The organism is Mycobacterium sp. (assembly GCF_035697385.1).
In the GTDB taxonomy this organism is placed as follows: domain Bacteria; phylum Actinomycetota; class Actinomycetes; order Mycobacteriales; family Mycobacteriaceae; genus Mycobacterium.
The window spans coordinates 1-11,519 of the sequence record NZ_DASSCY010000183.1; the positions used below are offsets into that span (position 1 = coordinate 1).

General features: G+C 65.5%; 14 protein-coding genes and 1 pseudogene. 6 read left to right on the forward strand and 9 right to left on the reverse strand.

Translation table 11 applies throughout. The features are described 5' to 3' along the window. Positions 1-875, forward strand: an 875-nt coding sequence (locus VFH65_RS14860) for a proline dehydrogenase family protein (protein WP_353322451.1), incomplete at its 5' end; no start/stop codon positions are given. Here VFH65_RS14860 and VFH65_RS14865 read toward each other — a convergent pair. From VFH65_RS14865 to VFH65_RS14895, 7 genes are all read right to left on the reverse strand, one after another. Then, positions 872-1,375: a hypothetical protein gene (locus VFH65_RS14865; protein ID WP_353322452.1), complete on the reverse strand. Its 504-nt coding sequence runs from the start codon at positions 1,373-1,375 to the stop codon at positions 872-874. The genes VFH65_RS14860 and VFH65_RS14865 overlap by 4 nt on opposite strands. Before the next feature lie 69 nt (positions 1,376-1,444). After that, positions 1,445-1,843: a YybH family protein gene (locus VFH65_RS14870; RefSeq protein ID WP_353322453.1), complete on the reverse strand. Its 399-nt coding sequence runs from the start codon at positions 1,841-1,843 to the stop codon at positions 1,445-1,447. A 185-nt stretch (positions 1,844-2,028) separates the two neighbouring features. Continuing rightward, positions 2,029-2,565 carry a pyridoxamine 5'-phosphate oxidase family protein gene (locus tag VFH65_RS14875; protein ID WP_414688424.1) on the reverse strand — a complete coding sequence of 179 codons (537 nt, stop codon included), beginning with the start codon at positions 2,563-2,565 and terminating at the stop codon, positions 2,029-2,031. A 214-nt stretch (positions 2,566-2,779) separates the two neighbouring features. Next, positions 2,780-4,012, reverse strand: coding sequence for a type II toxin-antitoxin system HipA family toxin (locus tag VFH65_RS14880; RefSeq protein ID WP_353322455.1), 1,233 nt, complete (start codon positions 4,010-4,012; stop codon positions 2,780-2,782). Then, a complete protein-coding gene (locus tag VFH65_RS14885; protein ID WP_353322456.1) occupies positions 4,009-4,218 on the reverse strand; it encodes a helix-turn-helix domain-containing protein in 210 nt (69 codons plus the stop codon). Before VFH65_RS14885 ends, VFH65_RS14880 begins: the two co-directional genes overlap by 4 nt. A 251-nt stretch (positions 4,219-4,469) precedes the next feature. Continuing rightward, a complete protein-coding gene (locus VFH65_RS14890) occupies positions 4,470-5,231 on the reverse strand; it encodes a DUF5995 family protein (RefSeq protein WP_353322457.1) in 762 nt (253 codons plus the stop codon). Between the two features lie 23 nt (positions 5,232-5,254). Beyond that, on the reverse strand, positions 5,255-5,803 hold the full coding sequence (locus tag VFH65_RS14895; protein ID WP_353322458.1) for an NUDIX hydrolase: 549 nt from the start codon (positions 5,801-5,803) through the stop codon (positions 5,255-5,257). Between the two features lie 43 nt (positions 5,804-5,846). On the opposite strand from VFH65_RS14895, the gene VFH65_RS14900 reads away from it, so the two are divergent. The 3 genes from VFH65_RS14900 to VFH65_RS14910 are packed head-to-tail and all read left to right on the forward strand — an operon-like array spanning position 5,847 to position 8,258. Continuing rightward, positions 5,847-7,253, forward strand: coding sequence for an acyl-CoA synthetase (locus VFH65_RS14900; protein WP_353322464.1), 1,407 nt, complete (start codon positions 5,847-5,849; stop codon positions 7,251-7,253). Beyond that, on the forward strand, positions 7,244-7,594 hold the full coding sequence (locus VFH65_RS14905) for a VOC family protein (protein WP_353322459.1): 351 nt from the start codon (positions 7,244-7,246) through the stop codon (positions 7,592-7,594). Before VFH65_RS14900 ends, VFH65_RS14905 begins: the two co-directional genes overlap by 10 nt. Before the next feature lies 1 nt (position 7,595). Then, positions 7,596-8,258 (forward strand): M15 family metallopeptidase, encoded by a 663-nt coding sequence (locus tag VFH65_RS14910; protein WP_353322460.1) that lies wholly within the window; start codon positions 7,596-7,598, stop codon positions 8,256-8,258. Positions 8,259-8,269: 11 nt separating this feature from the next. On the opposite strand, the gene VFH65_RS14915 is transcribed toward VFH65_RS14910, so the two are convergent. Both VFH65_RS14915 and dapD read right to left on the reverse strand, forming a co-directional pair. Then, entirely contained in the window at positions 8,270-9,136 is an 867-nt protein-coding gene (locus VFH65_RS14915) for a potassium channel family protein (protein ID WP_353322461.1), read from the reverse strand. Between the two features lie 112 nt (positions 9,137-9,248). Further along, a complete protein-coding gene (gene dapD / locus VFH65_RS14920) occupies positions 9,249-10,193 on the reverse strand; it encodes a 2,3,4,5-tetrahydropyridine-2,6-dicarboxylate N-succinyltransferase (protein ID WP_353322462.1) in 945 nt (314 codons plus the stop codon). A gap of 34 nt (positions 10,194-10,227) precedes the next feature. Between dapD and dapE the strand changes: the two genes are divergently transcribed. Then, positions 10,228-11,295, forward strand: coding sequence for a succinyl-diaminopimelate desuccinylase (gene dapE, locus VFH65_RS14925; RefSeq protein ID WP_353322463.1), 1,068 nt, complete (start codon positions 10,228-10,230; stop codon positions 11,293-11,295). A gap of 81 nt (positions 11,296-11,376) precedes the next feature. Then, positions 11,377-11,519, forward strand: a pseudogene (locus VFH65_RS14930) (ABC transporter ATP-binding protein); the annotation flags it as partial.

Sequence of the window (11,519 nt, forward strand, 5' to 3'; positions counted from 1 at the left end):
TAACTCGCAAGGTGGTGCAGCGCTTCGTGCCTGGTGAGACAGCGGGCGACGCGTTGAATTCCGTTGAGCAGTTGCGTCATTCGGGTCGGCTGATCTCGATCGACTATCTCGGCGAGGACGTCACCGACATCGACACGGCGAACGCCACCGTGGATGCGTACCTTGCACTGCTCGACGGGCTCGGCACCCGCGACGAGCCGGCAGGCACGGTGCGGCCGCTGGAGGTATCGCTGAAGCTGTCGGCGTTGGGGCAGGCGTTGCCGCGCGACGGCGAGAAGATCGCGCTTGAGAACGCCCACACCATCTGTGCGCGGGCGCAAAAGGTCGGGGCATGGGTGACCGTGGACGCCGAAGACCACACCACGACTGACTCCACCCTGTCGATCGTGCGAGATCTGCGCGCCGACTTCGACTGGCTCGGCACGGTTTTGCAGGCCTACCTCAAGCGCACCCGTGCCGACTGCGCCGAGTTCGCGGCGTCGGGTGCGCGAATCCGGTTGTGCAAGGGGGCCTATGACGAACCCGCGTCGGTGGCGTTCCGCGACCGCGATGACGTCACCGACTCGTATCTGACCTGCCTGCGGGTCCTGATGGCGGGCAGCGGATACCCGATGGTGGCCTCGCATGATCCGGAGATCATCGCGGCGGTGCCGGCGATGGCACGCGAAAGTGGTCGCGGCGTCGACGATTTCGAATACCAGATGCTGTACGGCATCCGTGACGGTGAGCAGCGGCGGCTGGCCGACGAGGGCAACCACGTCCGCGTCTATGTCCCCTTCGGCACGCAGTGGTACGGCTACTTCGTCCGCAGGCTGGCCGAGCGTCCGGCGAATCTGACGTTCTTCCTGCGAGCGCTGGCCGAACGCAGGCGCTAAACGGGGTAGGCCGCGACCGGCATGACGACATTGCCGCGGCATGCGCCTGCGAGGATGTCGGTGCGCCAGGTGCCGAACAGCGACCCGTCGATGTCGGGGGCGTAGAAGACCTGTGATCGTGCGGGGGCGTACTCGCTGGGCACGCCCGCGCCGCGGAAGCACTCCCACTGCCAGTTGTACGAGTATTGCCACCGCGACCCGTCCCAGGTGTAGCGCACGGGCTGCGGGATAGTCGGATTGCTCGGTGCCGGTCCGTCGACGACGGTCGCTACGCACAGGCCGCTCGAGCAGTCGGTCGTCAGAACGTATTGGGCACCGAAGTCGGGTTCGGGTTGTGCAGCGGCCACGCTGCTTCCCATCTTGTCCGAAGCGAAGGTGACGATCTGATATCGCCCGTTCCATTGCGCCACTGCGGCTTCGGCTGTCCCCGCAGCCGAAATACACGCAGTGCACGTGAACGCCGCGGCGAACAAGGCGCTCCACGTTTGACGGGCAGACATGCCCGGAGATTAATTGGCCCAACCGTCAAGTCGCGTCACGACACGGTTTGCTGGCGGGCTACAAGAGAGTCACGGGTTCGCATCGGCGAACGAATGGTGCTCGTGCGTGACGACCCAGCGGCCGTCGCGCTTGCGCAACCCGACCGTGAGCCGAAGCCGGTTCTCGGGGTTGGCCTCTAGCTCGGCGGGCATACCGCAGCGCAACAACGCATGCGCGAATGCGACGTCGTTACCCGCCGTCACATCCAGCTCGACGATCTCGAACAGAGCACCCTGGCGCTGAAATTCGAAGAACGGCGGCCAGCTGTCCCGGTAGGCATCGATGCCGCGCACCCCGTCGTGCGGTGGTGGCACGTCGAACATCACGATGTCCGGATCATGTTCTACCAGAACGGTTTCCAGATCCCCGGTGTGCACCGCATTGGCCCAGCGGGTGATCAGCTCGCGGATCTGCGCTTCATCCGTCATTTGGACCGACGGCCCTTGCGCTCAGAGGTGCCCTCGGACGACACGAGGACGTAGCCGGCGCTGGCGAACAGCACGGGCATCATCGCCATCATTCCGTAAGCCGCGGTCATCGTGTCACCCCTCTCGATTGCGGTGTTTTGTTGCTTAGTGTCTTCAACGGTGTAGACCGTTACGCGGTTCAGAATTCATCGCGTCAGTTCGAACTTTGTGGCCCCGTAAGGCTCGGCGGTGCCGAACGCGAACACGGTCGTCGGCTCGATCCGGTAGACGTGCCACGGCGGCGGGCCCGCCGACGGCGCGCTGTACTCGGCGGTCAAACCGTCGCCCTCGACCCGTGCCGGCCAGCCCTGCTCGGCGAACGCCGCGGCGACGGCCTGCAGTTCCGCGGCATCCGTGACGCGGGCGGCGCTGCCCTCGATGACCAAGTCGAACGGATGCGTCGCGACGCTGACGACACACCGCGGATCGGCGGCGATGTTGCGCGACTTGCGGGTGCCAGGACCGGAATTGAAGTACCAGACGCCGTCGAGCTTGACGAACCCGACGGGCGTCACGTGCGGCGAACCGTCCGGGCCGATCGTCGTCAGCCACGGGGTGTGGCGGTCAGGTCCGCCCGTGCCGGGCACCTGCGTGATGTCGGCCGCCAGCACGTCGCGCACCCGCTCCCATGCGATCGGCGCCGTGCCGTATCCGTCGAGGTTTCGAACATTCACGTTCGGCATGCATGAGTAGACCGATCGGGCAGGAAGAACTAATCGTGAAGCAATGACAACCGATCAATCACGGGTCTGGCTCATCACCGCCGCTGCGCCTGGTCCTCGGCAACGATGCCGTCGACGCGGTCGCCGGATCACTCGACGCGGCGAAGGCCGAACTGGCGGCATGGGAGCGGGTCGGCCGGGCCACGGCTTTCGACATCGAGTGACAAAGTGGTTTTCACTTCAAAGTCGCGATACGTGACCACAACATCTCGGTCAGCAATTCGGTCTGCCTTGTGGTGAAGCCGATTTCGCCGCAACGCGCTGGCCACCGTTGTGCCGCATCGACTATCTCGTCGATCATTCTCGCCGACGCGCGGCTGCGGAGCCCGAGTCGTGCGGCCGACTCCAGAAAATGTTGTCGATTCAGCCGGTTGGCGCGCCCGTAGAGGCTCATCGCCATCGGATCGCGCCAGCCGGCATAAGGCTGTGTGGTCAACAGGTCATAAGCGGGCGTCGGTCGCCAGAACCCGTCGGGGCAGTAGATCGAAAGGTTCTTACCGTGCAGGTCCCCATTGCCGATAAGCCACGAGAACACCACGACCCGTAACAATTCGAGGACGGCAGTGGCCCTCGATCCGCCACCCCGGGCGCAAGCGTCGGCGAGGGCGGTGATCGCGCTCTCTGCGTGAATTCGGTACTTGGAAGCCGGATAGAGGCCGGCAACTTGGCAGGCGTCTTCTTGAGCTAGGCGGACGCTGCCGTGGCGATCGAATCGGTCCACTAACAACGCACTACGTCCTTCTCCGTCGTGGAGGAGACGTGTTCTGGCAGGCCGCAATCCGCAGTCCGCCGCCATTCGCATGAAGAAGTGCTCGTTCTCGACGAGTCGGGGAAATCCGGTCGGCGGGTTGAGCTTGAGAATCGCCGGTCCCAACTCCGTGGTCGCCGGTGTCGACCACATCGCTGCGCTGACCTTGGGTTGGACTCCGGAGAGGCCCACAGGGTCCGCTTCAATTGATCCTGTAAGGCGTTGAAAGACGGCGCGAAAGTCGGTATCGCGTTCCGGCGAGAACATTGGCGATGTTTGGGGTGGCGGCGTGCCGGCCGGAATGACGCGCACATTGCCGATCGTGTCGGCTCCGATGGCAAGAAGGAGGGTGAAGTGGTCGTCCGCCGAAGTCTTGGTCGAGGACGTCACAATTCCCAGCCGCACTCCTTCTGGCAGGAGACCCGCAAAGAACGGCGGAACTGCGCCGCCGGTGGTGATCAGGGGGTAGTCAGCGTCGATGGGAAGTGACCATGAGACAGACCGTCCGCGGCCCTTCCCTCCAAGTGTCGCTGACGATAAGTGGTAGCTGAAGCTGATCGCATCCCCAGGTAGACGAGTCAGACTTGCAACTACATTGTCGTCGAGATACACGTCAGCATCGGTGATTTCGCGGAGACTGAGGGCGTCAACAGTGGTCATGCGGGGGCACTATCAGCGCTGGTGATGTCGAGTCGGACGCCGAGGATGTCGGCGATCTCGAGGATTGACGCCAGCTTTACGGATCCCGTCCCGTGCTCGAGAGCCTGAACGCTGTATCTGGAGACACCCGCGAGATCGGCGAGAACTTGCTGGGTTAGCCCGAGCTGGATCCGCCTGGCCGCAAATGCCTCTCCTATGCGGGCCATTTCAGGCATAGGGGATTGGCGATCGCGTTTTGTCCTGCGGGGGGTCCGCACGGTGCTCCTTATGTGTGATTCTTCAGGCATAAGTACCGAGATGGAAAGCCTGGGACGGTCAGGTCGGACCTCGGCCCTCTTATGTCAGATTTTTCAGGCATAAAGCCATACTGAAGCAGTTGAAGCCACAATGTCAAGTCTTACGACTGATTTTTCAGGCATAAACGGAGAGCCGGCAAGGCCACGGTTTTCGACGACGGCTAGGACTGCACGATTCCGTCGAGCGCGGTGATGATCGCGGCGACGTCCGTGCTCTCCGCGCGACGAATACGCCTGACCACCGTGGCCAGCGGTTCCGGGTGATCGGCGACAACACGGCCCAGCAGCTTTGCCTTCGCATCCAGCGTGCCGATCGCCAACAGATCAATCTCCGGCGGCGTCAGCGAGATCAGTTCAGCTGCCCGCCACGCCTCGTCGCGGGCGGCGTCGACGCTGAACTCCAAGACCTGCGCGACGTCCTGACCACCGATGGCCGCCAACTCTTCGAGCAGCGGCGAGAACTGTTCGACCGTAGCGCGCGCCGCAGGTATCAACGAGGCGAGGATCTCGTTGATCCTGTTGAAGTCGTCGTGGAAACCGTCCAATTCGACTTCCGGGAAAGCCTTTCCGGTGACGACACCGAGGTCCAGGTTGATGTGGGCGTTGATGCCCAGCAGCAGGCTCTGCAGAATTATCAGCCGGCCCGATCGCGACCTGTCGAACGCGAACCGCCATGCCCGGCTCGGCTGATTGCCGGCACGAAACTTCTCGTACGCCTCGAAATACGCGTTCGCGAATGACGCGTCGAAGCTAGACAACCTTTGCCCGTCGTCGAAAAACCCCCGCTCGATTCCGGTCTTCACCTCGAGCGTCACCTGCCGGTACAGGGCCGCGAAGTAGCCGAGCGGGTCCCGTCGCGCCTTCGTGTCGGCGACAATCGCGGCAAGGATCGTCAGGACATCGTCGATCGTCTTCGCTCGCATGCCGAACCCCCCGGGCGAAAATATCAGGCGAGATCGCGCCGCTCGGCCAATATGAACAGCGCCCACGCCGCGAGTGACTGCGCATCGGTGATCTCGCCGTCGCGGATCATCCGCTCCAGCTCTGCGCGGGAGAACCATGCGCTGTGCATGTCCTGCTCCTCGTGCTCGCGGTCGTGCTCGCCCTCGGTCAGGCCGGTCGCCACGAAGACCCAGCCGCGCTGGCTGCTCATGCCCGGCGCGACGTCGAGTTGCCCGAGCACGGCCATGGATGCGGCACGCAGCCCCGTTTCCTCGCGCAGCTCGCGAGCGGCCAGTTCGCCGGCCTCGAGGTGCTCCAGCTCAGGCGCGGTTCCCTGCGGAAACTCCCAGCGTCGCAGGCCAAGCGGATAGCGGAACTGCTCGACGAGGTGAAACCTGTCGCCGTCCTGCGGGATCACCAGCGCATAGGTCGGCTTGTCGACGACGGCGTAGACGCCTGTGCTGCCGTCCGGGCGTTGGATTTCGTCCTCCCGCAGTGTCATCCAGTTGTTCCGGTACACCTCACGCGAAGCCACACGTCGGATCGGTTCCACGTGCCCAGTATCGCCGAGTCGTCCTATGGGTAACCTCACGGACGTGCTGCTGAGCTCGCTGAACCCCGCGGCCGTCGCCGGCGGTGCCGATATCGAAGACGCCGTGCGCATCGACGGCGCCGCGCTGAGCCGCAGCGATCTCGTCGGCGCAGCGACATCGGTGGCCGAACGCGTCGCCGGTGCGCACCGCGTCGCGGTGCTGGCGAACCCGACGGCGACGACCGTCTTGGCCGTCACCGGCGCCTTGATCGCCGGCGTGCCGGTCGTGCCGGTGCCCGCCGACGTCGGCGCCGCCGAACGAAGGCACATCCTCACCGACTCCGGTGCGCAGGCGTGGCTGGGGGAGAAGCTCGACGACACCGGCGGCCTGCCCCACATCCCGGTGCGGTTGCACGCGCGCTCGTGGCATCGCTACGCCGAACCGCCGCCAGATGCGACGGCGCTGATTCTGTACACCTCGGGGACCACCGGCCCGCCCAAGGGTGTGGTGGTGAGCCGACGGGCGATCGCCGCGGATCTCGACGCGCTCGCCGAGGCTTGGCAATGGACTCCCGAGGACACGCTGGTGCACGGGCTTCCGCTGTATCACGTGCACGGGCTGGTGCTCGGACTGCTCGGGTCGCTGCGCATCGGAAATCGCTTCGTGCACACGGGAAAACCAAAGCCGGATGCCTATGCGGCCGCGGGTGGCTCGTTGTACTTCGGGGTGCCGACGGTGTGGTCGCGGGTGGTCGAGAACCGTGACGCGGCACAGGCACTTTCCGGTGCGCGACTGCTGGTCTCGGGAAGTGCGCCGCTTCCCGTGCCGGTATTCGACAAGCTGGCCGAACTGACCGGGCAGGCGCCGGTGGAACGCTACGGCAGCACCGAATCGCTGATCACAATCAGCACCCGCTTCGACGGCGAGCGCAGGCCCGGCTGGGTGGGACTGCCGGTGGCCGGCATCGAGACGCGGCTCGTCGGCGAGAACGGTGCCCCGGTGCCGCACGACGGGGAAACCATTGGGCGACTGCAGGTTCGGGGCCCGACGATCTTCGACGGCTACCTGAACCAGCCGGACGCCACAGCGGAGGCGTTGGATGCCGACGGCTGGTATCGCACGGGCGACGTCGCGGTGATCGACAATGGCGGCATGCACCGCATCGTCGGACGCGAGTCGGTCGACCTGATCAAATCCGGCGGCTTCCGGATCGGAGCCGGCGAAATCGAGACCGCGCTACTCGGGCATCCCGGCGTGCGTGAGGCGGCCGTCGTCGGCGTGCCGGACGACGACCTTGGCCAGCGCATCGTCGCCTTCGTCGTCGGTGACGCCGACCCTGATGTGTTGATTGACTTTGTCGGACAAGAGCTTTCGGCACACAAGCGGCCGCGGGAGGTGCGTATTGTGGAAAGCCTGCCCCGCAATGCGCTCGGTAAAGTGCTGAAGAAGGAGTTGGCGGGATGGCACTAAGGTTCGATGAGATCTGCGTCGACGCCGCGGATATTCACGCATTGGCCGCCTGGTGGTCCGAGGTGCTCGGCTGGCGTCACGAGCCGACCGACGACGGCGACGTCATGCTGTACGCGCCGCCCGGCGCGGGACCGAACTGGCTGTTTGTGACTGTCCCCGACGACAAGGTGGTCAAGAACCGCATCCACTTCGACTTTCGGCCCGACGATCAACAGGCCGAGGTCGAGCGGGTCATCGCGCTGGGCGCCCGCCACGTCGACGTCGGCCAGGGCGACGAAAGCTGGGTCGTACTGGCGGATCCCGAGGGCAACGAGTTCTGCATCCTCGCCGCGGAAGACTGACATGCCCGCCGCGAGCGTGGGTGTTTGCACGTCGACACGCCGCCGGAGGCGAGCATTTCGCGCACGCTCGAAGCTGGCGACGGTCCTGGCGCTGTCGCTGACCGGGTGCTTGTCGTCATTGGCGTTACCGCCCGCGTCGTGGGCGATACCGCCCACGTCGCCGACCGAGACAACGGATGCGCCAGCGCCCGCCGACCCCGCGCTGACGATCGGTACCGCGGCCACGGACACATTCGGCGGCTGGCTTCCTGATGGTGTGACGCTCTCGCCGTTCGACGTATCGAACCCTGTGATTGCGCTTCTTGATCCGTTGCTGCTCAAGGCAATTCAGGACGCCACTCGCGCGGCCGCCGCGGACGGCGTCGAGCTGCGGATCACGTCGGGATGGCGATCGACAGGATTCCAGCAACGGCTGTTCGACGATGGCGTCCGCACCTACGGAAGTGTCGACATCGCCAGGCAGTTCGTCGCCTCTCCCGAGGTGTCCAAGCACGTGACCGGCCAAGCGGTGGATATCGGGCCGGTGGACGCCGACTTATGGATGATCCGCAACGGGCCTCGGTTCGGCCTGTGCCAGATTTATGCCAACGAGATATGGCATTTCGAGCTGGTGGCCGACGAGCAAGGACGCTGCCCGCCGTTGAAGCCGAACGCCGCGGGCTGACCCTCAATCGGTCAGGTGTGCCGATGGTCCTCGGCGTAGGCCTGGATTACGGCCGTGGTGTCGCCGCCGAGTCGCAGGAATTCTTGGTCGAGCAGTTCGGCGAGACTTTTCACCGCAGCGGCGACGAGCGCGCCCGCCAAACGTGTGCCCGGTTGTGAGCTGTCGATGGCCTCAGCGGCGAGTCGGGTGGCGTACTCGAGTGAGGCCGCCAGGGAAGCGTCGGCTTCGAGATCGCGGAAGTAGTACGTCGCGCCGTACTGGGTGAAGTCGTTACGGGCCTCGACGATGCCGACGGCCAGCGCAGTAAGCACGTCGGTGGGGATGCTGTCGATCCCAAGGTCGGGTTGCGACTCGCGCGCCTGACGCAGAGTCGAAAGTTGCAGGGCCAAGACGCGCCGGCGGTGCAGGGCGGGGTAAATCTGGAGGACCCAGGACACGGCCGCGGTGAGGAGCATGAATCCAAACAGCGCCTCCAGCGGGGCAATCAAACGAAGCGATGCCGATGTCGGCACGATATCGCCGAAACCGAGGGTGGCGACGGTGACCAGTGACAGGTACAGCGAATCGAGCAGGTTTTCGCGCCCCGGAGTCAGGCCCGAGCTGAAGGCGAACCCTTCCGGCATCTGTGCAAAGTAGATCAGGGTCCAGCCGAGGACAGCTAGTGAACCCCAGCTCAGCACGACCATGGCGATGCCCAGCGGCCCCGTCAACGATGCGATCCGGCGATCGGAAGGGAGCAACCGCAGCAGCCGCCACACCACTTTCATCACCAGCGGCGCGATGCTGCCATGGCCGATTGGATGGAAAAGTGTATGAAACACATCGCGTACCACCATGGCCACGAGCAATGCGCCGGCCGCCGTCGCTACCCACTCCATCAAGCGTTTCCTCCGTGGGTGGCGGCGCGGTCGCTCGTTACACCGCGAGTGACCGCAAAAGTACGCGATTAGCGGCGTGTCGGCGTGCAAACACGGTCGCTCGCGGTGCTGATTAGTTGGCGTGCAGGGCTTCGTTGAGCGTGATGCCTTTACCGTCGCGGGTTACGACCTCGACCGCGCCGGACAGCGAATTACGCCGGAACAGTAGGTTATTCGCGCCGGACAATTCGCGGGCCTTGACCGTCTGACCGTCGGCTGTCCGCACCTTCGTCCCGGCGGTGACGTACAGCCCGGCCTCGATCACGCAGTCGTCGCCGAGCGAGATGCCGAGCCCGGCGTTGGCGCCCAGCAGGCAGCCCTTGCCCACGGAGGTGACGTTTTTCCCACCGCCCGACAGAGTGCCCATGATCGATGCGCCGCCGCCGATGTCGGAGCCGTCGCCAACCACTACACCCGCCGAGATGCGGCCCTCGACCATCGAGGTGCCCAGCGTGCCGGCGTTGAAGTTGACGAAGCCCTCGTGCATCACAGTGGTGCCCGACGCCAAGTGCGCGCCCAGCCGAACCCGGTCGGCGTCGGCGATCCGCACACCGGACGGCACGACGTAGTCGACCATCCGCGGGAACTTGTCGATGCCGTAGACGGTCACCGGCCCGCGGCGGCGCAACCGCCCCCGCACCACTTCGAAGCCCTCGACCGCGCAGGGTCCGTAGTTGGTCCACACCACGTTTGTCAGCACGCCGAATAAACCGTCGGCATTCAGCCCATGCGGCGCCACCAGCCGGTGCGACAGCAGGTGCAGCCGCAGATAGCCGTCGTAGGCGTCGACCGCCTCGTTCTCCAGCGAGCCGATCACCGTGCGCACGACAACGGTCTCGACGCCGCGGTCCTCGTCGCGCCCGGCCAGCTCCGCCAACTCGTCGGGCACCTCCGCGACCGAAAGCCGCACGGTGCCTGAGGGGCCGTCGGCGTCAAGTTCTGGTGCCGGGAACCACGTGTCGAGTACCGATCCGTCGGCGGCGATGGTCGCCAGGCCGACGCCTGAAGCAGAAGTCACGCTGCAAAAGGCTACTCGACTAGCCTCGACGGTTGTGGGCCTGGACTTACGGGGCGACCCGATCGCGCTGACCGCGGCGCTGGTGGATATTCCCAGCGAGTCGCGGCACGAGCAGCGCATCGCCGACGAGATCGAGGCCGCCCTGCGCCAACAGACCACCGGCTTCGAGATCGTCCGCAACGGAGACGCCGTGCTGGCCCGCACCAACCTCGGCCGCCCGACGCGGGTGATGCTGGCCGGCCACATCGACACAGTCCCGGCCGCCGACAACCTGCCGAGCCGCCTCGACGGCGGCGAGCTGCACGGCTGCGGCACCTCGGACATGAAGTCCGGCGACGCGGTGTTCCTGCACCTGGCCGCGACGGTCGCCGACCCCAAGCACGACGTCACGCTGGTGATGTACGACTGTGAGGAGATCGAAGCCGCCGCAAACGGTTTGGGCCGCATCGAACGTGAGCTGCCCGACTGGCTGCAGGCCGACGTCGCGATCCTCGGTGAGCCGTCGGGCGGGTACATCGAGGCGGGCTGCCAGGGCACGCTACGCGTCGTCATCAGCGCCAAAGGCACCCGCGCGCACTCGGCACGATCTTGGCTGGGGGACAACGCAATTCACAAACTCGGCGAAGTTCTGGCTCGGCTGTCGGCGTATCAGGCTCGCAACGTCGACATCGACGGCTGCACATACCGTGAAGGGTTGGCGGCGGTGCGCGTCGACGGCGGAGTGGCAGGCAACGTCATCCCCGACGCCGCCTCGCTGACGGTGAACTTCCGCTTCGCGCCCGACCGCAGCGTCGATCAGGCCCTTGCGCATGTGCTCGAGGTGTTCGACGGGCTCGACGTGCACATTGAGCAGACCGACGGCGCCGCAGGTGCATTGCCCGGGCTGACGAAGCCTGCCGCCGCGGCGCTTGTCGACGCGGCTGGGGGACAGGTACGCGCCAAGTACGGCTGGACGGACGTCGCGCGGTTCTCGGCGCTGGGCATCCCGGCGGTGAACTACGGGCCCGGTGACCCCAACCTCGCCCACCGCGCCGACGAGCGCGTCGAAACGGCTCAGATCACCGCGGCGACGGACATGCTGCGGCGATATTTAACGGCTTGACCGCTTCCGTAGCCTGGAAGCATGTGATGAGACGACGACATCTTCGCGCGTTTTTGTCGTCGTCCTCGAGGGATCTCTCACATGTCTTCCATCGTCTGTTCCAATTTGTCGTTCGCCTGGCCCGATGACACACCCGTCTTCTACGAACTGTCCTTCACCGTCGGCGAAGGCCGCACCGGCCTGGTCGCTCCCAACGGCGCCGGCAAGAGCACGCTGCTGCGGCT